This window comes from Kiloniella litopenaei, from assembly GCF_000982415.1.
Classification (GTDB): domain Bacteria; phylum Pseudomonadota; class Alphaproteobacteria; order Kiloniellales; family Kiloniellaceae; genus Kiloniella; species Kiloniella litopenaei.
This window is the reverse complement of the sequence record NZ_LANI01000020.1, coordinates 122,420-143,852: the sequence shown is the minus strand read 5'-3', so window position 1 is coordinate 143,852 and position 21,433 is coordinate 122,420. Positions and strand designations below refer to the sequence as shown.

The following is a 21,433-nucleotide window of genomic DNA, read 5'->3' as shown; positions in this document are numbered from 1 at the left end:
AGCTTACTAGCGGGCCTTTACACGCGATCAGAAATGACAAAGGCATACCCGGGTGTACTACCATCCGGGGCATGTACTTCACGGGAAACTTCAGCCCATTCCTCAGCTTTTATTTCAGGAAAAAAAGCATCTGCTTCAGGGGTCAAATCAACTTCTGTGACATAGAGACGATCAGCTAAATCAATGGACTGCGTGTAAATTTGCGCCCCCCCGATAATCATTAATTCGTCACCACCTATACGCTGGACCTCTTCACGGGCCAGTTTCAGGGCATCTTCCAGATTTGAACACAGGCTGACACCTTCTGCTGTAAAGTTTTCATCCCGGGTAATCACAATATTCAAGCGCCCCGGTAATGGACGACCAATTGACAGAAAGGTTTTGCGCCCCATGATAACTGGTTTTCCTATTGTTTGCGCTTTGAAAAACTTCAAATCACCAGGAATATGCCAAGGCATAACATTATCTTTCCCGATCGCTCGGTTTTTACCGTGGGCTACAATCAGGGAAACAGTCGTCATAAATCCACTCTCTTTAATCACACAAAACTATAAAAAACACAAAAAGCATGGCCTATAGATTAAGCCAATTAACCTTGATTTCAGATTATCGATGAAAGCTACTGGTCAAATACGGATAAAATATCCTATTATGCAGCCCCGCCGTCATTGGCAATGAAGGCATCATAATTAAGCAATTATAAAAACGGAAGCCCAAAACCGAATGGCCGACATCAATAATAAATCTGGCGGCTTTAAACGCCAAACCATCACCGAAGCGGTGGCAGAAGCTCTAAGAGAAGAAATACTTTCAGGTCAGCAAAAAGAAGGTGCGCAACTAAGGCAGGATGCCATTGCGTCGCGCTTTAACGTCAGCAGAATTCCCGTTCGTGAAGCTTTACGACAGCTAGAGGCCGAAGGGCTCGTTACCTTTTATGCACACAAAGGTGCCGTTGTTTCAGCATTATCCCGCGAAGAAATTCGCGAGCTTTTTGATATCAGACGCTTGCTGGAAGGCGATTTGATCTCTCGCGCAATTCCCCGAATGCCACCGGAACTTATTCAGGACGCAGAAAACATCCTTAACCGCTATGATGTCGCGCTTGAAAATGGCGAAGTATCTTTGTGGGGCGAGCTAAACGCAGAGTTTCATCACATCCTCTATATCGCCGCCGAGCGTCCAAAAACCTTGGCAATAGTGCAAAACCTGCACAACAATATTGATCGCTACCTTCGGATACAGCTCCACAGTGCTGGTGCACGCGCTAAAGCACGCGACGACCATTGGGACCTTCTAAAATTCTGTAAAGCGGGGGATGTAGAAGCAGCCGCTGATTTGCTTGACCGACATATTGAGGCCGGGTGTGAGAATTTAATCGAGTTTTTGGACGAACAATCTGCGGGATAATACCTCTTACAATTCAATATAGTTGTTGCGGATAGTTATTGTGGATAGTTATTCTGGGGTCCCCCCTAAGAAAAAAGCAGCTTATAAATTTGCTGCTTTTTTTTGAGGCAAGAATTATTGTATAAAATATTCAAAATTATTATTTATAGAGAAAAAGATGCGTGACGTCAGAATTAATACAATAGAGATGCATACTGGTGGCGAGCCACTAAGGATCATCACAAGTGGGTACCCAGAGATTAAAGGAAACAGTATTCTCGAAAAACGCCGCTTTGTCAGAGATAACCTCGACAACTTGCGGCAGCTCCTCATGTTCGAACCTCGGGGGCATTATGACATGTATGGTGCTCTTCTGGTAGAACCATGTCATCCCGAAGCAGACCTTGGCGTCCTTTTTTTGCACAACGAAGGTTACAGCACCATGTGCGGGCATGCTGTCATTGCGCTTGGACGATATGCCGTTGATCAGGGTATCGTCAAAGCGGTAGAGCCAACAACAACAGTCAAAATCGAATGCCCTTGTGGCCTTGTTATTGCGAATGTCGATGTCAAGGATGGTCAAAGTGGCGCTGTTTCTTTCTTGTCCGTTCCAGCATTTGCCTTTTCAACAGATCAGAACATTGATGTTCCTGGCTACGGTACAGTTAAGTACGATATCGGATATGGCGGCGCTTTTTATGGTTTAGTATCAGCAAAGCAATTAGGACTAGACGTACATGAATCATCAACACGCGACCTCGTTCAAGCGGCGGACAAAATCAGCACAGCAATAAAAGAAAACATCAAACTGTCACATCCTGAATCCAATGATCTTGCTTTTCTCTACGGCACTATTCTGACAGACGGCAAAGATACCTTTTCGAATTGCGCCTCTGCAAACATCTGCGTTTTTGCCGACAAGCAAGTAGATAGAAGCCCAACTGGATCAGGCGTAACAGCACGCATAGCTGTGCAAATGGCCAAAAGTCAAATCAGTAAGGGACAGACCCGACAATTTGAAAGCGTAACAAAAAGCTTATTCGAGGCAACAGCAGAAGAAGTATTTAACTATGGCCCCCATCAAGCTGTTCGCGTCCGTGTAAAAGGCAAAGCACACTACACAGGTGAATCCGTATTCACCCTGGAACAAGATGATAGAATTGGCAAAGGGTTTCTCTTAAAGTAAATAAATACAATTAGATAGAACAAGGCTAGCATGAAATCATTAGCTTGCGCCAAAATATTGTATACAATATCCAATAAACTCTTATAATGTCGGCAATCCAACACAGACAATCGGAAATTTATCATCTTATTCACTGTGATCGGCAGCCATTATGCCCAATACAAGACAGATCATACGAATAGATAATGACACCCCAACTCAAGGGAGTAGAAGCTTTGAAACAGAATTATATTAACGGTCAATATGTCGACGGTTCAACTGCCCGTGATAATATCAATCCGTCCAATACAGCTGAAATTGTTGGCGTATATACCCAAGCTAACGCGGCACAAACGCGCGAAGCCATTGATGTAGCGGATGTTGCTGCAAAAAGCTGGTCCCAATCGACACCACAACAACGCTTTGACGTACTGGATGCAATCGGCACAGAACTTCTGGCTAGAAAAGCAGAGTTGGGTGAACTTCTTTCACGCGAAGAAGGTAAAACCCTTGCGGAAGGCATCGGCGAAACGGCGCGTGCGGGACAAATCTTCAAATTTTTTGCTGGCGAGGCGCTACGTCTTAAAGGCGATAAACTTGCTTCAGTCCGCCCCGGCGTAGAGGTCGAGGTTGTCAGAGAAGCGTTGGGTGTTGTGGGTATCATTACCCCGTGGAACTTCCCGATTGCTATTCCCGCCTGGAAAATTGCCCCTGCTATTTGTTATGGTAATGCCATCGTGTTTAAACCTGCCGACCTGGTTCCCGGCTGTGGCTGGGCATTGGCCGATATTATTTCACGCTCTGGCTTACCAGAAGGCGTCTTCAACCTTGTTATGGGCCGTGGTTCAGTTGTTGGTGAAGAAATTCTGACCAATCCTAAGGTAAATGGCGTTAGCTTCACCGGATCAGTTGCAACTGGCCGTCATGTCGCCGCAACCTGTGCCGGACGTATGGCCAAATTCCAGTTGGAAATGGGTGGCAAAAACCCTCTGGTTGTTCTGGATGATGCGGATATGGATATTGCTGTTGAGACAGCTGTCCAGGGTGCATACTTCTCGACAGGTCAGCGTTGCACAGCATCTTCACGCCTGATTGTTACCGAAGGTGTTCACGATGAATTCGTTGCAAAGGTCATCGCCAGACTGGAACAGCTGAAAATCGACAACGCCCTGTCCGATGGTGTTCACATCGGTCCGGTCGTTGACGAAAGCCAGCTAAAACAGGATCTGGACTATATCCGTATTGGTCAGGACGAAGGTGCAAAATTGGCCTATGGTGGTGAACTTCTGGAACGAGCGACCAAAGGCTTCTATCTCTCCCCGGCTCTCTTTACTGAAACAGAAAATGCAATGCGCATTAACCGTGAAGAGGTTTTTGGACCTGTTGCTTCTGTTATCCGCGTTACCGACTACGATCAAGCCCTTGCCGTAGCCAATGATACGGATTTCGGTCTGTCTTCCGGTATCTGCACAACATCCCTGAAATACGCTTCTCATTTCAAACGGAACGCCAAAGCAGGTATGGCAATGGTGAACCTGCCCACAGCAGGCGTTGATTACCACGTTCCATTTGGTGGCACCAAAGGATCAAGCTATGGCAGTAGAGAACAGGGCAGTTATGCTGCTGAATTCTTCACAACAGTAAAAACAGCCTATACGCTGCCATAAGGTAACGAACAAGACTCAGCCTTTGGAGATTACGGATGAGTAAGGGAACGAAAAAAAACATCCTCGTTGTTGGATCGGGTATCATTGGTCTTTGCAGTGCGAGCTATCTTTTAAAAGATGGCCATTCTGTAACCATTGTCGAACGCGATCCACTTGGCGATAGCGCATCGTGTGGAAATGCAGGTGCAATTGCCGCAACAGAAATCGTTCCCTTTGCTCTTCCCGGGCTTTGGAAAGATGTACCCGGCTGGTTATTGGATCCTCTCGGTCCCCTTTCCCTTCGCCTGACCTATCTGCCAAAGTTCCTCCCCTGGCTGTATCTGTTCCTGAAATCCAGCAGTCATCAACAGGTGGAAAAAACGGCTTCGGCCATGAGTGCCTACCTGAAGAACGCCTTTGATGACTACGCCCCGCTTCTGGGGGAAGCAGGCCTGCAATCCCTGTTGAAAACAGAAGGATCTCTGACCGTTTACAAAAGTGAAAAGGGCCGGGAAAAAGACTCCTATTACTGGGACCTGACACGTCGAAACGGTATTGAGGCACATAATCTCTCCCGATCAGAAATTCTGGAACGCGAACCACAGTTGGGAGAGCTGGCAAAATGCGGCGTCTATACCCCACGTTGGGGACACTTTGCCAACCCGGCTGATTTAATCAAAGGCCTTGCAGAACAGTTTACCCGTAATGGCGGTACTTATATTACGGATGAATTAGAACACATTGAACATCAGGATAGCCACCCGGCATCAGCTAGAACCAAGGGTGGACAGAATATTGCGTTTGACCAGTTGGTGGTTTGTGCCGGTGCCTGGTCGGCGCGTTTGGCTAAAAAGCTCGGCGATCATTTTCCTCTGGATACTGAACGTGGTTACAACACGACACTACCGACCCCCGGTGTCAGCCTTAACAACATGGTCCTTTTTGCAGAGGACAAGTTTGTCGCTACGCCTATGAGCATGGGTCTGCGTATCGGCGGAGCTGTTGAATTTGCCGGGATAGAAGCTGAACCCAATTACAAACGGTGCGATGCCCTTCTTACACTCGCAAAGAACTACATGCCAAATCTGAACGGCACAGGTGGCACGAAATGGATGGGACGTCGTCCATCAACCCCAGACAGTGCCCCGGTTATTAGCCAATCCAGTCACCATTCAAATGTTCATTACGCCTTTGGACATGGACATCTTGGTATCACGGGTGGGGCCGTCACAGGACGGAGCATTGCTGACTTGGTGGCTGGCCGACCAACAGACTTTGACCTCACACCCTTTAGAATTGACCGCTTTAACTAATTCATCTCAACCTTACTAACAACAGCAAAGGCCCGGACAATAAATCACAGCTTGTTGGGCAGAAAGATTCCATAAGGATAAACACACGTGGCGAACCATACTTTTTTCTGTGTTGATGCACATACTTGCGGAAACCCCGTCCGGGTTGTTGCGGGCGGCGGCCCTCTTCTTCAGGGTGATTCCATGCTGGAACGGCGCGCGCATTTCCTAGCTGAATATGACTGGATCAGAACAGGATTAATGTTTGAACCGCGCGGCCACGACATTATGTCCGGCAGTATTCTCTACCCGCCCACCCGTGAAGATTGCGATATCGGAATTCTTTTCATAGAGACCAGTGGTTGTTTACCCATGTGCGGACATGGCACAATCGGTACCGTGACCATCATGATTGAGCGTGGTTTGGTAACGCCCAAAGAAGAAGGTGTTTTACGCCTCGACACCCCTGCGGGTCTGGTGATCGCGGAATACAAAAAGAATGGTGACTACGTTGATTCTGTGCGTATTCGCAACGTTGCCTCTTTCCTGCATTCAACAGATCTTAATGTTGATGTGCCTGATTTTGGCAATCTGAAGTTTGACGTCGCGTATGGCGGTAATTTTTATGCCATCATAGAGCAGCAGGAAAACTATCAGGACCTAAATGATATCACGCCCGGTGACATTCAACGCCTTAGCCCCCTGATCCGAAACCTGATCAATGAAAAATACGACTTCGTTCACCCCGAAGATGATCGCATTCGTGGTTGCTCACATTTACAGTGGACGGGAACCCCTGTGCATCCCGAAGCTCACGCACGGAACGCTGTTTTTTATGGAGACAAGGGAATTGATCGCTCGCCTTGCGGCACAGGAACATCTGCACGAATGGCACAGTTGGCAGCGCGCGGAAAGCTGAACGTCGGCAGTGATTTTGTTCACGAGAGCATCATTGGCAGCCTGTTCAAAGGCCGCATCGAAGACCGGGCAAAAGTTGGCGACTATGACGCCATCATTCCATCCATAGAAGGCTGGGCGCGTATTCACGGCCTAAACAACATCTTTATTGATGATCGCGACCCCTACGCAAAAGGTTTCTTGCTGACATAACCCTCGGAATAACCCGCAAACAAAAAGCCACCCACAGATATCCTATTAAAAATAAGATATCGTATTAAAAATATCTGGGTGGCTTTTTTGTGCGACAGGAAATATAGGCAATCAACCCACCTGATAAGAAACCAAACAGATGCGCTTCGAATGAAACGCCTCTCATCGGGATAAAAAGTCCCGAGATCAACCCGCTATAAAGAGCGAGAACAAATATCGCGATAATGATGGATCGAAAATCACGACGCCACCAGGCAGATCCCAAAAGATAGCCCAGTAATCCATAGACAACACCACTTGCCCCGATGTGAAGTGCCGTGCGGCCAAAACACCATACCAGCCCGCCGGAAAAGAGGATCAGAGCCAGACAGATCGAACGAAACTGGTCTCTTCTGTCGCCACGCCTTTCCAGTGAGACCAAACAGCCTAAAATCAAGAGAGGTATCGAGTTTGATAACAAGTGTAGGTAGTCGGCATGTAAAAAGGGAGTGACGAGAATTCCCGGTAATGTTTCGACATGTCTGGGGACAAGACCATACTGATAAAGCGCACCGGACAATGCCCAGTTCAAGGCGAAAACCACCCAAAGGCTGCCAACAAAGAGAAAGACGTCCCGGAAACGATTAAGAAAACTCATCCTAATCTCATAATACCCAACTTCATAATACCCAACTTCATAATACTGGGTCTCACAAAATCCATTTGCACATCACCAACGATTAACCCGCTCCCATTTCCCCAAAAGCTCTCCTTCGGCGCTATGCACGTCATAATGAGAGAAGCCTGCGCAGGTCATGCAAGTGTGAATTGGCAAGATTCGAAGTCGGCTGCCGACAGGAAATTTATCATAGGGAAGATCACCGGAAACAGACGCAATGAGCCCGTGTTCCTGATGAACAGATTCAACATACAACTCTTCAATAACTTCGCCATTCAGTTCACACACAAGGCCATATCCTGTATGGGAAGAGAACTCGCTGGCGCTTATATCTTTCGAGAGAGCCAAGCCCCCGGCATCAATCAGAAGACGTTTTGCAGTTTTGTTATGACCAATGACAGAAGCAAGAACCGTTGCTGCAATCTCGTTTTGTTTACAGGCCCCAATAAACATCTGGTCAACATCACCAAACATATAAACGCCCGGCCTGATCTCTGTCAGACCTTCATAGCTTTTTGCAAAAACAGCTGTCGGCGTTGATCCTGCACTGACAACAGGGCAAGGAAATCCAGATTTCAAAAGGCGTTCTGCTGCCTGAACAACAGATAATCTCTCTTGCTCGGCTATGTCCGCAATTTCTTCTGGTGTAGAAAAATGATAGGAATGACCAGCATGCGTCATGACACCTTCCAGGCTCAAGCACCGGGATGCAGCAATAGCCTTTGCCAGGTTCAAAAGATCCTGAGAATCAGCTAGCACACCTCCGCGGCGTCCTCCGCTGTCAATCTCAATCAAAATTGGAAAAGTTGTCCCGAGCCTCTTGGCTTCCACGTCCAAAACCGAAATGGCATCAGGATTATCGGTGATCAACGTGAGCTTAACGCCCTTATCCTGCACCCGCTGTGCCTGTGACAATTTGGACGGAACAATCCCCACAGCATAGAGGATATCTGTCACGCCGCCACTGGCAAAAAAATCAGCTTCCGCCAAGGTAGAAACCGTGATGCCATCAAAACCATCTTTTGTTGCACAATGATAGGCTTCGAGGGCTTTTGCCGTTTTCATATGCGGACGCAGCTTTATTCCGGCCTCTTGCACGCGTTCTTGCATCACCCGGCAATTTTCTTCAAACACGTCTTTATCAAGTAAAAGTGCGGGCGTATTCAACGTATTAAAAGGCATAATGATATTCCCATAAAGAACGTGCTGTTAATCAAGACGAGAGCAAAGTATTTAGTGCTTAAACAGATACTTTTCCTGCGATATGCGGGTGTGCCTCGTAGTTCAGGATTTCAAAATCATCAAAGGTATAATCAAAAATGCTGTCGGGTTTTCCCTTGATCCGCAGGCTCGGCAGCTTGAGCGGTTCACGCTGCAACTGAGTTTTGACCTGCTCAAAATGATTTGAATAGATATGGGCATCGCCAAAGGTATGCACAAAGTCACCGGGTTCCAAATCGGCTTGCTGGGCAATCATACAGGTCAAAAGCGCATAGGACGCGATGTTAAAAGGCACCCCCAGAAAGATATCCGCAGACCGCTGATAAAGCTGGCAAGACAGGCGACCATCAGCAACATAGAACTGAAACAGGCTATGACACGGCGGCAAGGCCATATTATCCACTTCAGCCACATTCCAGGCAGAAACAATATGCCGTCTGGAATCAGGATTGTTCTTGATCTGCGCCATCAAATTGGTGATCTGATCCACTGTTGTCCCATCGGGCGTAGGCCAGGAACGCCATTGATGCCCATAGACAGGGCCTAAATCACCATTTTCGTCCGCCCACTCATCCCAAATCCTCACTCCGTTTTCCTTGAGATACTTGATATTCGTATCTCCGGATAGAAACCAAAGCAGTTCGTGAATAACAGACTTAATGTGAAGTTTTTTTGTCGTCATCAAGGGAAAGCCTTGCGAGAGATCAAAGCGGATCTGCCGTCCGAAAACACTTCTGGTCCCTGTACCTGTACGATCCCCTTTATCCGTTCCGTTCTCCAGGACATCTTTCATGAGATCGAGATACTGACGCATTAATTTTCCTTCAAAAGCTAGAGTGGCAAAAGTTTGGATGGGAAGAATCCGAAAACCTGATCACAGGATCATATCACGTGTCAGGATATAGTCATCAGCTGAGCCTGTGTCCTTTTGCAAAAAATGCTAAGTACGCATACTTTATCAATCCAACGACAAGACCTGAAGGCGCAATAAAGAAGTATCCCAAATGAAAACGATTAAAATACTTCACTATATTTTCATCACAGTGGGGCTAATCGCTCTACTATCTATGGGAGCTTGGGGCTATAAGACATATCAATTTATAGATACTGCTCATTCGGCTCAGGGAACAGTCATCAACCTGATCCAGTCCCGTTCGACTTCAAGCTCATCCACAAGTAACTCTTATGTCTATCGTCCGGAAGTTTCTTTTCAAACCTTAACTGGTGACGAGATAATCTTCCAATCAAGCACCGGATCAAATCCACCAGCTTATAAAAAAGGTGAAAGTGTAAGCATTCTCTATGAGCCGGAAAATCCTCAAGATGCGAAAATCAATGACACCTTATCACTTTGGTTTAGCCCCATCATTTTGGGAATAATAGGCCTCATCTTTTCCGCTTTTGGTATTGGCATATCAATCTATCTATCAAAAAAAGAGAAACTGAAAAACTATCTCTTGCGCCACGGGTCTCCCATTACCGCTAAAATAGATTCCATTGCTGAGAACACGAGCATCAGAGTTAACGGCAGATACCCGTTTCAGGTTATTTCACAATGGCAAGACCCAACAAATAACACCTTACATATCTTCAAAAGTGAAAACATCTGGTTTAACCCCAGTCCCCATATAAACCAAGACACGGTTACTGTTTTTGTTGATCAGTCGAACCCGAAAAAATATTTCGTAGATCTCTCTTTCCTGCCCAGAATATCCGAATAGCCCTGGGTTTTTCCTATTTTAAATACCCCGTAGATCCTTTTGTCGAAGAAAAACACTCTTTTTAGACATCTGCCCTTGTGAAGTCCTACAGATAGTTACTATATTCAGGGTGTCGGCTTCGGCCGTCTATGGTGCTAAACGGGCTTATGGAATAAGCGTTGTGGACCCGGGGGCGGTACCCGGCGCCTCCACCATTTCTTACATTCTGATGAATGTGAATTATGGGGGCGAAACAGGATCGACACGCGTGGTAAAGATTTGTTCGGTGCCCGGCATGGTTCCGCCGTTATCGGGCCGTTTTGAGTAATTGCAAATGACAATTCTCGTGAGGTAGCTCTCGCTGCTTAATTGCAGTCTGAGCAACCGCTTTTAAGCCCTGAGCTATCACAAGCTCAGGCGGGGTTCGGGGGCACCTGGCAACAGAAGCCCCCACTTTTCATGTCTGGACTCTGACTTTGTGTTAGAGTAGCAGATAGGGGTATAAAATTAATCAGAGCGACAAAACGTTCAGATAAAGCAGTGGCCGGGTAAATTAAAAGTATGTCGGGAAACAACGAGATTTCAGAAAGCGAACTCCGCTACGACCATATGGTCGAAAAAGCTCTCTTGAACGTAGTTCGGGAATCGCTCGAATATGCTGCAGAACACGGTCTACCCGGGGATCATCACTTCTACATCACCTTTAAAACCGCGCAAGAAGACGTCAGTATCCCTGATCATCTGAAAGCCCGTTATCCCGGTGAAATGACCATCATCCTTCAATACCAATTCTGGGATCTGGAAGTTGGTAAAGATGGGTTCAGCGTAACTCTCAGCTTCTCTGACGTTCCCGAACGCATGAGCATTCCCTATTCTGCTATCGTTGCCTTTGCCGATCCGTCCGTACGCTTTGGCTTGCAGTTTGATATCACAAACGGTGATAGTGAAGACATGGAAGAAGAACTGGAAGATCTTCTGGAAGACTTTGAAGAAGACGGCTTCGAAAATAGTGACACGGCCGCCAATGCAGATGACAGCCCTGAAGAACAAAAGGCCAAAGAAAAACAGCGCGAGGCTGGTGATAACATTGTCACGCTGGATACCTTCAGAAAGAAGTAATCCTTCTTTACTCGGCATCAAACACGTTAAACCAACCTCTCTTATCCGCTATTCTTTGCAGTGTGCAATAAACGCAGCTAGCAGTGTTAAGCATGCAAGAGCTCGGTTAAAATCCCATTTAAATATCCTGTAGAATCAAATACGGGGGCAACCATAAAGGCGGCCCCCGCACAAAACATTTGAAAGATCACATATTAAAAGTGAGCTGACTTTGTATTCCCCGGCTTTTCAAGCGGCGGTGCAAATTTAGTCAGGTCGATGCCTTCAACAGAAGCTTTGTACTCTTCCACTGTTGGTGTTCTTCCAAGTATCGCAGAGAGCACAACAACAGGTGTAGAAGCCAATAGAGATTCACCCTTTTTATCTTTGGAATCTTCAACAACCCGGCCTTGGAACAGACGCGTGGAAGTCGCAAGAACTGTGTCACCTTTGGCAGCCTTTTCCTGGTTCCCCATGCAAAGGCTACAGCCTGGTCGCTCAAGATAAAGAATGTTCTCGTATTCTGTACGGGCTTCGAGTTTCGGCGCCGCATCGTCAAATTCAAAACCAGAGTACTTTTGCAGCACAGTCCAGTCACCCTCAGCCTTCAACTCATCAATAATATTATAGGTTGGGGCAGCAACGACCAGAGGTGCCTTGAATTCAACAGTGCCGTTCAGCTTCTCAAGATTGCGCAGCATCTGAGCCACGATTTTCACATCACCTTTGTGAACCATACAAGATCCAACAAAGCCAAGATCGACTTTTTTATCGGCTTGGTAATAAGAAATCGGTCTGATGGTATCGTGGGTGTAACGCTTGGAAACATCTGCATTGTTTACATCAGGATCCGCGATCATCGGCTCGTCAATTTCATCCAGATCAACGACAACTTCTGCAAAGTACTTGGCATTCGCATCAGGTGTCAGGGCTGGTTTCTCACCGGATTTGATTTCGGCAATACGCTTCTCGGCAATGGCGATCAGGCCATGGAGCATTTTGTTCTCGTTCTCCATGCCTTTATCAATCATGATCTGAATTCTGGATTTTGCGATTTCCAGTGATTCGATCAGCGTCTCATCCTGAGAAATACAGATCGACGCTTTGGCCTTCATCTCAGCAGTCCAGTCCGTGAAGGTAAAGGCCTGATCAGCAAGCAACGTACCGATATGAACTTCGATAATCCGTCCCTGGAAGACGTTATCCCCGAACTGTTTAAGCATCTGTGCCTGCGTTGCATGGACAACATCACGGAAATCCATGTGGTCAGCCATCGTTCCCTTAAAGGTCACCTTCACTGATTCAGGAATTGGCATTGTTGCCTCACCCGTAGCCAAAGCGAGGGCCACAGTACCCGAGTCCGCACCAAAGGCCACACCCTTTGACATACGTGTATGAGAATCACCGCCAATAATAATTGCCCAGTCATCCACGGTAATATCATTCAGCACCTTGTGGATCACGTCTGTCATGGAATGATAGACGTCCTTCGGATCACGGGCTGTGATCAGCCCAAACTTGTGCATAAAGGCCATCAGCTTGGGCGTGTTTTCCTGAGCTTTGAAGTCCCAGACCGACGCCGTGTGACATCCGGACTGATAAGCACCATCGATTGTCGGGGACAAAACTGTGGCAGCCATTGCTTCCAGTTCTTGCGACGTCATAAGGCCTGTTGTGTCTTGCGAACCAACAATATTGACCTTCACGCGGACATCAGACCCGGCATGCAAGACAGCACCCGGACGCACACCAACAGCATTGGCGTTAAAGATTTTTTCAACGGCTGTAAGGCCCTGCCCTTCATGATAAATCTCTTTTGACGGCGCAAAAGCAGATTTCAACTCGATACCCAGCGTTTCGCAGGCAAAGGTTTGAAGCTTTTTACCAAAGACAATCGCATAGGACCCACCAGCTTTCATAAACTCCACTTTTTGTGGGCTAAAGGAAGAGGCCACATCAGCAAGTTCTTCATCACCGGAATCGTTGAGAAGTTTTTTGTCTTTTGTGTTGATGGTAAGAACAGTACCGGTTTCAACAGAATACTTCTGTTCCAAAATCGGATTGCCATCATTGTTCAGAATTGGCTTACCTTCAGGGCTTAGTTTCTTGACCCAGTTTTTCAGATCAATACCAATACCACCGGTCACACCAACCGTTGTCAGGAAAATCGGGGAAATTCCATTTGTCCCTGCGACAATCGGCGCAACATTAACGAATGGAACATAGGGGCTGGCCTGTTTTCCTGTCCACAAGGCAACATTATTTACACCGGACATACGCGAGGATCCAACACCCATGGTGCCTTTTTCAGCAATCAGCATCACGCGCTTGTCAGGGTGCTGTCTTTGCAGTTCCTGAATTTCATCCTGTGCTTCTTTGGAGATAAAGCATTTACCGTGAAGCTCGCGATCAGAACGGGAATGCGCCTGATTACCCGGTGAAAGCAGGTCGGTAGAGATATCACCCTCAGCCGCGATGTAGGTAACAACCTTGATCTCGTCTTCTACATCAGGAAGCTTGGTATAAAATTCGGCGTTTGCATAGCTTTCTAGAACATCGCGTGCAACAGGGTTTCCAGCGTCAAAAGCAGCTTTCAGACGTGCCGTATCTGCATCATACAGGAAGACCTGTGTTTTCAGTACATCTGCCGCCTGCTGTGCAATCGCGGAATCATCGCCCAGTGCCAGATCAAGAAGAACCTCAACAGAAGGGCCACCTTTCATGTGCGAAAGGAGTTCAAAGGCAAAGGAGACTGAAATCTCTTCCACAATTGCTTCGCCAAGAATAATCTCTTTTAAAAATTTCGCCTTTTCACCTGCCGCGCTCGTTGTTCCCGGCAAGGTATTATAGATGAAATATTTCAGAGAATCTTCTCTGTGCTCATTGGCAGAGTCTTTGATTTGAGAAATGATTTCTCTTGTAAGCGCGTCATCTTCAATAGGCTTAGGGTTTAATCCCTGTTCTTTACGCGTTTCAATCTCTTTTAGATAGTCTGTATAGAGGCTCATGGTTATCCCGACGTCTGACGTTAGATAAATTATTAAGCATCAGGTCGTTATGAAGGGACTAAGAGGACCCGAGAAGCTTTTTGTATGTCGGTGTATAGCAAATTGATGCCGCATTGCAATATATTCCGCGGTATCCTGCGCCATTATTGCCACGTCAATCACGCGTAAACACGGTATCTTTGGGACCTATTTTTTTGCAGCACGCCCCATTGTTTTAGGATCCCATTTCACAACTTTTTTTGGCTTTTCAGGCGTGGCAAGGATAGAATCATTATTTTGCCCTACCTGACTGGCAAACTCTTCAAAGCGCCGACGCATTTCCTTTTTCTCTTCCGCAGACATCTCCTGAACAGACTTGTCTGATAAATCTTTCTGGCGAATATCACTCATGCTCTGTACCGTAGATCTGTGCATAAAAAGTCATAACCTATTCTAAATATACACGAAAGCATCATGACAAGCATCCATTTTCTACAAAACGGCCCGGATAAGCCCCGCGACACAGCCAAAGCCACTATTCTTTTCGCCCATGGATCTGGCGCACCTATGGACACTGATTTCATGAACTACTTTGCAGAAAAGTTAGGGAATGACGGTCACCATGTTGTCAGATTTGAATTTCCCTTTATGGCAGAACGAAGAGCAACGGGGAAAAAGCGCCCTCCGGACAGAGCACCCAAGCTGCTGGAATTTTGGCGACAAATTATAAGCCAACACCCCCAGCGCCCCCTTTATATTATGGGAAAATCCCTTGGTGGCCGTATGGCGAGTATGATTGCTGATGACGTGAACGTGACTGGTACCATATGCCCTGGATATCCTTTTCATCCACCAGGTAAACCAGAGAAAACCAGAACTGATCACTTGGAAAGCATGGAAACATCTTGCCTTATAATCCAAGGAACACGGGACCCTTTTGGAAAACCCGACGAAGTTGAGCATTATAAATTATCGGATAAAATAAAAATCTTCTGGTCAGAAGACGGGGATCATAACTTAACCCCGCGCAAAAGATCAGGCAGAACAGCTGAACAAAACTGGTCCGAAGCTATTGATGTCATAAACGCATTTATCGACGAGACAAACAAATGAGTAAAACTTTACCTAGCTGTGTCGAAGAGACGATCAACCTGTGCCTGCCTTTGGGAGAAGTCAGGGTAAAACCCATGTTTGGCGGACATGGCCTTTATTTTGAAGACATTATGTTTGCCCTCGAGGCCTTTGGCAGCATCTATTTAAAAGCTGATAAAAAAAATGAGCACCTTTTTGTAGAAGCGGGTAGTGAACCGTTCACTTATGAAGGTAAAAACAAACCGATAAAAATGTCCTATTGGCTTGTCCCTGAATCAGCCCAAGAAGATCCGGAAGAGTTCATCTATTGGGCCGAACTGGCAATCGCAGCTTCAAAACGCGCCCACGCAAAAAAGAAACCGAAAAAAAGAAAGCTATAATTAAACCAGCGAGCAGTCAGAATTGCCACCCGAAATAAATGAATAGCAACCAGCAAAAAATAAATAGTACAGATAGCCTGTTTTTCCGTGACGCATTCTGTGTATACTGCGGCGCAACATTACAAATGGGCAGAGAGCAGACAATTCTGTAACTGTTCAATTTATCATACCAGCTGCCAGAGAAAGTTAGGGAGCCACCAACATGTCCGATCAAGGCAATATTCGTATTGAAACAGATTCCATGGGCGAGATTGAAGTCGCTGCAGACCGTTATTGGGGGGCACAGACTCAACGTTCGCTTCAGAACTTCAAGATTGGTGGCGAGAAAATGCCACCTGCTCTGATTAAAGCACTTGGTACACAAAAACTTGCCGCAGCCCGTACCAATATGGAATTGGGTGTACTGGATAAAAAGCTCGGTGAAGTAATCTGTAAGGCTGCTCAGGAAGTAATCGACGGCAAGCTAACAGAGCATTTTCCCTTGGTTGTCTGGCAAACGGGTTCAGGCACACAAAGTAATATGAACACCAATGAAGTTATTGCTGGTCGTGCAAATGAACTGCTTACCGGGGAACGTGGTGGTAAGTCACCTGTCCACCCCAATGACCATTGTAACATGGGACAGTCATCAAACGATACCTTCCCATCAGCAATGTCCATTGCAGGCGTCAGACAGCTAAGCGAAGAAACAATTCCTGCGCTAGAGAAATTGCATGCATCCCTTGATGCCAAGGCAAAAACTTATGACAAAATCATCAAGATTGGCCGCACTCACTTGATGGACGCAACGCCCCTGACCCTGGGGCAAGAGTTTTCTGGCTATGCTAAACAGATCGAATATGGCATTGCTCGTATTAAAAATACCCTTCCGCGTCTGGCTGAACTAGCTCAGGGCGGCACAGCCGTTGGTACCGGATTGAACTCTGTCGAAGGCTTTGCTGAAAAGTTTGCCGCGCAGGTTTCAGACATTACCAAACTACCCTTCACAACGGCGCCAAACAAGTTTGAAGCACTTGCGGCCCATGACGCCATTATCGAGGCATCGGGCGCACTGAATGTCCTTGCCGCTTCATTGATGAAGATTGCCAACGACATTCGTATGCTTGGTTCCGGCCCACGTTGCGGATTGGGGGAACTTCTACTGCCTGCGAACGAGCCGGGGTCATCTATCATGCCCGGTAAAGTAAACCCGACCCAGGCCGAAGCCATGACCATGGTCTGTGCACAAGTTATGGGCAATCACACAACGATAACCGTGTCTGGATCAAACGGGCATTTTGAATTGAACGTCTTCAAACCTGTAATGATTTACAACCTGCTACAATCAGCAAAATTGATTGGCGATGCTTGTGACTCATTCCGTGAAAATTGTGTTGATGGCATCGAAGCCAACGAAGAACGCATCACAACCCTGATGCAACAGTCCCTGATGCTGGTCACAGCCCTCAACCCGCATATCGGTTATGACAATGCAGCCAAAGTTGCCAAGAAAGCCTATGTGGAAAATAGCACCCTCAAAGAAGCTGCTGTGGCTCTTGGACTTCTGACTGCAGAAGAGTTTGATGAAAAGGTTCGGCCTGAAAACATGGTCGGCCCACGTAAAGCCTAAGTAGCAAAAGGCGAGCACGAGTTTATCTCTGGCTCGCCTTTATTCTTTGAAATCGCATTGCGAAAAGGTGGTTCCCTAAAAGGAAATTTTGGGAGAAAAAGATGGTTCTGGACTTCAAATCGGAAGAAATAAAAAAACGCTCCGTAACCATATCCGGACACAGAACCAGCTTTAGTCTTGAAGAAGGCTTTTGGCAGGAAGTAAAAAATCTGGCAAAAAGTGAAGGACTTTCGCTCAACCAATTTGTTGAAAAAGTCGACGAAGCACGAACAAGTAATCTTTCAAGTGCACTTCGTATCCTAGTCTTGAATCACCTAAAAAAACAGCTTGAAGACAATAACAAAAACACTGTTTCTGCAACAACACTTGAAAGCTAGAGCGCTCTTCTGTCCGAAAAGCGCTCTATATATTGTTAGGCTTACTTCATAGCCTTATAATTTTTTACATAAGAACGCCGTTTTTAACCACCGAGCTCTTTAAAGAGACCTTTCAACAGTTCTTTTGCTTTTTTCTTCTTAGCTTTTTTATCGTCAACAACGGGCTCACTTGTTTGCTTGCCAGATTCCCCTGTCGTTTCAGCACCTGTAGCCCCTGTTTGTGTTTCTGGCGTTTCGTCACTAGGAAGTTCGCCACCCAAAAGCTGATTGATTGTATTGGATTTGTTTGACTGAAGGAACTGCCCTTTAACTCTTGGATTAGGCTTATCCAAGTCACCTTTCAAATGAACAGTCAGATAAGGTTTTGTCGGATCTTCTCCCTCTCTGAACAGATCACTTTGACTTTCAATCAACCAAGCGGGCAAATCGACTGTTGCTGCCGTGAAGACAGATGTTCGATTACCATCAACCCGAAGATCATTGGTTACCAAAACACCGTTATGAATCGTGTAGGTTCCCTTCATCTGAGCTGGATGCCCGGCAAAAGATTGCAACAATGTCGTTGTCGCATCGCCTACGCCTTGAATTCCTTTTAGTTTGGAACCAAGAACACCAAGCAAGGCACCTCCGACAACCTCTTTCGTTTTAACCTTGGCAGTTAAGACGCCACTAATTTGGCCATTCCCGTTTAGCTGCTGAACAAGATCAGCTTCGGAACGTCCCGCCGTTTTTACCTTGCCCTGAACCGAAACAGGTCCGGATACCCTTTTGAAATCTGCCATATCCCTAAGCAATGATCCGCTATCAATGTTCTGGGCACTGATGTCCATATCCACAATGAGCTGGTCTCGCCCATCAACATTACCTGTTGCCGTTACCCCGCCGCCATAGGCAGTTCCGGAAAATTGAGACAAAGTCAGCATGGCATCCTGTAATGTTGCTTTAGCCTGCACATTTTCAATGGTCAGCGCGTCACTTCGAACAGCATCTGATATCAGTGAAATTTCGGCATTCAACGAAGACAAAGCAGATAGATCTAAGTTTTCCTGTGACCAACGTCTGTTTAATCCAGCAGAAACAGAACTGCCGCCACCACTTGCACCACCAGAAGCTCCACCCGCAGCAGATTTGGGTAAAAGACTGCTAAGATCCAAAGTGCCTGTCATCAGGTTAGCTGTCACCTTCGGTTTAGCATCAGCTAGGTTCGCAACGACACTCCCTTGAATAGCTGTATTTGCAATGGTGCCATCGAGTTCATACAGTTCTATTACCTCAGGGCTGGCTGTTACCATCGACTTTGCAGAAACGCGCCCCCATCTTGGGTTTATAGAGGCTTCTGGATTAATCCGCTTAACCAGCTTTGCAGCATCAGGATGATCAATCACAATCAACCCTTGATATAACGAATTCGTCCCCGGTTGTATCGCGCCTTTAGCTTGATAAGACCCGCCCAATGCCGCCCCCAGCAAGTCGACCGCCAGATTGTCCTTGGTTCCTTTAACATTGCCGCTAACTTCTATAGATCCCAAATCAGGTAATCCGTTAATCTGATCCTGTTTCGCAAGCTGTAACAGTTTTGGAAGATCAACCACTTTGGCAATAATTGTCGTATCAAAATCAGGTGCTTCGGCCTCTATTCCTTTGATGGCACCAGATAAGGCAAAAGATGACCCCTCGATGTTATCCAACGATGCATTTCTGATTTGTAGATTACCCTGTTGCAAAGTGGCATCCAGCTTTACACCACGGAGGGGGACACCCTGATACACTACTTCACCAAGCGTAATATCCAAATTAGCATCTAATTTGCCCAAAATCGACTGCGTTTCATTATTGCCTACGGGTGTTTTTTGATCTTGTGCTTTCATCTCGTCAATCGGCGCAGAGCCATTTGACACACCGGCATTATCATTCACTTCAACGGGCTGACCTTTGTCTTTTTCGATCAGATAAGCGTCCAAATCAACTCGGTCAATAACAACACGTGCCCCAACCCCCAAACGGTCACGAAGCGCAATTGTAGCTGCACCATCCAAATGGGTTACGTCCAGGGTAACGGAAACCGGATTTAGAACAACCTGTTCCGGTTTTAGGCTAAAACGGACCTTACTATCCAAACGTCGGAATCTATCGTTGGGAACCTCTGGGACGGCCACATCTAACCACGTCAAAAGTCCGCGCAGGTCCTCTGTTCTTGCATTTAGCTGACCGTTTACCGTCTGATTTTGATAATTTGCAGCAAGAGCAATCTGGCTTCCACTGGGAAGCTGCGCACTTAAATTCTGAATTTCAAACAGACCATTTTCAAGGCGTGACTGAAGGGCAAAGCCCCGAACAATTCTCTGGTTATAAATAATATCATCAATACGAATTTGCGCTTTCAGAGAAACTTCAGGCGAAAATACGGGCCACGAAGATGCAGAAAGCTGTGTTTGTTCCTGATCACTACCAGCTTTTGAATTTCCAGTTACCGGATCGCCTTCATTGGAAGTATTTTTGGTTTTTGGGCTCAGCTTTCTTTGAACAGAGTTTTCTACGGTAAGAATATCGTCCAAGTTTACCCTCGGACTTGATAGATCCATAGAAATATCGACACCCCCCTTAAGGCCAACATCAACAGCACCACTTACCTTTTGTGCACCGACCCGAACCACAATATCATTTACCGAAAGCTTGTTGAGGTTCCCCTCAAGCTCTGCAGATAATTCGAAATCACTGTCGGCACTGGTTGCGACATCAACGTCAAATAGTTCGGAAATCAACGATCCAAGATCGCTTCCATCACCCTCGAACTTGCCACGATAAGACGTGCTGTTTACATGTCGGGAAACCAGACCGTTGAACCTTAATTTTGCTTCTGAATCCGGCAGACGGACACCTGCATTAATCGCCGTTGCCCCGTCATCTGCAAATTGCCCTATATCAAGCTCTATTTCCGTACGTTGGCCCCGCAACAGCAAATCCCCCCCTAGGGAGAACGGTCCGACCAGGCTTTTTGCCGCGATCTCGACATTGATCCCCTCGAACATCTCGTCAAGATCTGTTTTTGCATCACTGTAATGGATTGTGCCGTCAATAATACGGAAATGATCAAGGACAATATCCGCCAAAAAATCATTCTCTGTCGTATCCTGCCCCCCCCCCTGTAGCCCTGTGTCTTCCTTTGCTACAGTACTGTTACTCGTCCCTTTTTGGGCGTTCTCAACAGGTGAAAAATTCCAGTTACCTGAACCGTCAGCAAACTTCTCAACACGTATAATCGGTTTTCTTAAAACAACCTCATCAACCCGAAGACGCCCACTTAATAGAGGAAAAACAGCTACTTTAACCCCTAATTCATCAAGAGAAATCATCGTTTTTTCACTGGACTTGGGGTCATTTGCAAAGCGAACATTTGCGGCTGAAAAACTCGGGACCGGGAGTATCCTTAGGTGAAGATCCCCTTCAATATCCAATGCCCGTCCTGTTTGAGCATAAACCTGCTCAGTGATATCTCCCTTGTACTTGTTCCAGTCAATAAAGCCTGGGCCAAATAACACACCACCAATAACAAGTAGCAATATTATGAATATTGAAATCGTAAATTTGCGCACGATCCAACCTTTTATAATGTTTTAAGGTTTTGTGTAAAAATCACACTCTATAATTGTTATGATCTAAACTACTCATAACCTTGTGTTTAATCAATCATTTGCAAGAAATACCTTTGTTT

At 46.3% G+C, this 21,433-nt stretch carries 18 protein-coding genes and 1 other RNA gene; 12 read left to right on the top strand and 7 right to left on the bottom strand.

What is annotated here, in order from left to right; genetic code table 11:
* Window positions 1-17: 17 nt before the first annotated feature.
* Window positions 18-521 carry a dihydrofolate reductase gene (locus WH95_RS14110; protein ID WP_113772026.1) on the bottom strand — a complete coding sequence of 168 codons (504 nt, stop codon included), beginning with the start codon at window positions 519-521 and terminating at the stop codon, window positions 18-20.
* Window positions 522-723: 202 nt separating this feature from the next.
* Here WH95_RS14110 and WH95_RS14105 point away from each other — a divergent pair, with 202 nt between their 5' ends.
* The 5 genes from WH95_RS14105 (at window position 724) to WH95_RS14085 (ending at window position 6,599) form a co-directional block, all read left to right on the top strand.
* Window positions 724-1,407 (top strand): GntR family transcriptional regulator, encoded by a 684-nt coding sequence (locus WH95_RS14105; RefSeq protein ID WP_046508366.1) that lies wholly within the window; start codon window positions 724-726, stop codon window positions 1,405-1,407.
* Window positions 1,408-1,564: 157 nt separating this feature from the next.
* Window positions 1,565-2,572, top strand: a complete 1,008-nt coding sequence (locus WH95_RS14100) for a proline racemase family protein (protein ID WP_046508364.1) — start codon at window positions 1,565-1,567, stop codon at window positions 2,570-2,572.
* Window positions 2,573-2,787: 215 nt separating this feature from the next.
* Window positions 2,788-4,218: an aldehyde dehydrogenase family protein gene (locus WH95_RS14095; RefSeq protein WP_204247792.1), complete on the top strand. Its 1,431-nt coding sequence runs from the start codon at window positions 2,788-2,790 to the stop codon at window positions 4,216-4,218.
* Between the two features lie 35 nt (window positions 4,219-4,253).
* Window positions 4,254-5,510 carry an NAD(P)/FAD-dependent oxidoreductase gene (locus WH95_RS14090; RefSeq protein WP_046508359.1) on the top strand — a complete coding sequence of 419 codons (1,257 nt, stop codon included), beginning with the start codon at window positions 4,254-4,256 and terminating at the stop codon, window positions 5,508-5,510.
* A gap of 87 nt (window positions 5,511-5,597) precedes the next feature.
* Window positions 5,598-6,599, top strand: coding sequence for a 4-hydroxyproline epimerase (locus WH95_RS14085; protein WP_046508357.1), 1,002 nt, complete (start codon window positions 5,598-5,600; stop codon window positions 6,597-6,599).
* Window positions 6,600-6,663: 64 nt separating this feature from the next.
* Here WH95_RS14085 and WH95_RS14080 read toward each other — a convergent pair whose 3' ends face one another.
* The 3 genes from WH95_RS14080 to WH95_RS14070 form a co-directional block, all read right to left on the bottom strand.
* Window positions 6,664-7,236: a rhomboid family intramembrane serine protease gene (locus WH95_RS14080; RefSeq protein ID WP_046508355.1), complete on the bottom strand. Its 573-nt coding sequence runs from the start codon at window positions 7,234-7,236 to the stop codon at window positions 6,664-6,666.
* Window positions 7,237-7,308: 72 nt separating this feature from the next.
* Window positions 7,309-8,439 carry an alanine racemase gene (locus tag WH95_RS14075; protein WP_046508353.1) on the bottom strand — a complete coding sequence of 377 codons (1,131 nt, stop codon included), beginning with the start codon at window positions 8,437-8,439 and terminating at the stop codon, window positions 7,309-7,311.
* Between the two features lie 58 nt (window positions 8,440-8,497).
* Window positions 8,498-9,292 carry a thymidylate synthase gene (locus WH95_RS14070; protein ID WP_046508351.1) on the bottom strand — a complete coding sequence of 265 codons (795 nt, stop codon included), beginning with the start codon at window positions 9,290-9,292 and terminating at the stop codon, window positions 8,498-8,500.
* Between the two features lie 190 nt (window positions 9,293-9,482).
* Here WH95_RS14070 and WH95_RS14065 point away from each other — a divergent pair, with 190 nt between their 5' ends.
* From WH95_RS14065 to WH95_RS14060, 3 genes are all read left to right on the top strand, one after another.
* A complete protein-coding gene (locus WH95_RS14065) occupies window positions 9,483-10,199 on the top strand; it encodes a DUF3592 domain-containing protein (RefSeq protein WP_046508348.1) in 717 nt (238 codons plus the stop codon).
* Window positions 10,200-10,270: 71 nt separating this feature from the next.
* Window positions 10,271-10,633: a transfer-messenger RNA gene (ssrA, locus tag WH95_RS21025) on the top strand.
* A gap of 106 nt (window positions 10,634-10,739) precedes the next feature.
* On the top strand, window positions 10,740-11,297 hold the full coding sequence (locus WH95_RS14060) for an SspB family protein (RefSeq protein WP_046508346.1): 558 nt from the start codon (window positions 10,740-10,742) through the stop codon (window positions 11,295-11,297).
* 194 nt (window positions 11,298-11,491) lie between these two features.
* On the opposite strand, the gene WH95_RS14055 is transcribed toward WH95_RS14060, so the two are convergent.
* Together WH95_RS14055 and WH95_RS14050 are read right to left on the bottom strand one after the other, a co-directional pair.
* Window positions 11,492-14,284: a bifunctional aconitate hydratase 2/2-methylisocitrate dehydratase gene (locus WH95_RS14055; protein ID WP_046508344.1), complete on the bottom strand. Its 2,793-nt coding sequence runs from the start codon at window positions 14,282-14,284 to the stop codon at window positions 11,492-11,494.
* 186 nt (window positions 14,285-14,470) lie between these two features.
* The gene (locus WH95_RS14050) at window positions 14,471-14,674 is read right to left on the bottom strand and encodes a hypothetical protein (protein WP_046508343.1); all 204 of its coding nucleotides are present in this window, start codon (window positions 14,672-14,674) and stop codon (window positions 14,471-14,473) included.
* A 63-nt stretch (window positions 14,675-14,737) separates the two neighbouring features.
* Here WH95_RS14050 and WH95_RS14045 point away from each other — a divergent pair, with 63 nt between their 5' ends.
* The 4 genes from WH95_RS14045 (at window position 14,738) to WH95_RS14030 (ending at window position 17,721) form a co-directional block, all read left to right on the top strand.
* Window positions 14,738-15,376 carry an alpha/beta family hydrolase gene (locus WH95_RS14045; protein WP_046508341.1) on the top strand — a complete coding sequence of 213 codons (639 nt, stop codon included), beginning with the start codon at window positions 14,738-14,740 and terminating at the stop codon, window positions 15,374-15,376.
* Window positions 15,373-15,735 (top strand): TfoX/Sxy family protein, encoded by a 363-nt coding sequence (locus tag WH95_RS14040; protein WP_046508339.1) that lies wholly within the window; start codon window positions 15,373-15,375, stop codon window positions 15,733-15,735. The genes WH95_RS14045 and WH95_RS14040 overlap by 4 nt, the downstream gene beginning before the upstream one ends.
* A gap of 202 nt (window positions 15,736-15,937) precedes the next feature.
* Window positions 15,938-17,344, top strand: a complete 1,407-nt coding sequence (gene fumC, locus WH95_RS14035) for a class II fumarate hydratase (protein WP_046508337.1) — start codon at window positions 15,938-15,940, stop codon at window positions 17,342-17,344.
* A 101-nt stretch (window positions 17,345-17,445) separates the two neighbouring features.
* Window positions 17,446-17,721, top strand: a complete 276-nt coding sequence (locus WH95_RS14030) for a ribbon-helix-helix domain-containing protein (RefSeq protein WP_113772025.1) — start codon at window positions 17,446-17,448, stop codon at window positions 17,719-17,721.
* A gap of 83 nt (window positions 17,722-17,804) precedes the next feature.
* On the opposite strand, the gene WH95_RS14025 is transcribed toward WH95_RS14030, so the two are convergent.
* Window positions 17,805-21,314 (bottom strand): AsmA family protein, encoded by a 3,510-nt coding sequence (locus tag WH95_RS14025; protein WP_046508335.1) that lies wholly within the window; start codon window positions 21,312-21,314, stop codon window positions 17,805-17,807.
* Between the last annotated feature and the right edge of the window lie 119 nt (window positions 21,315-21,433).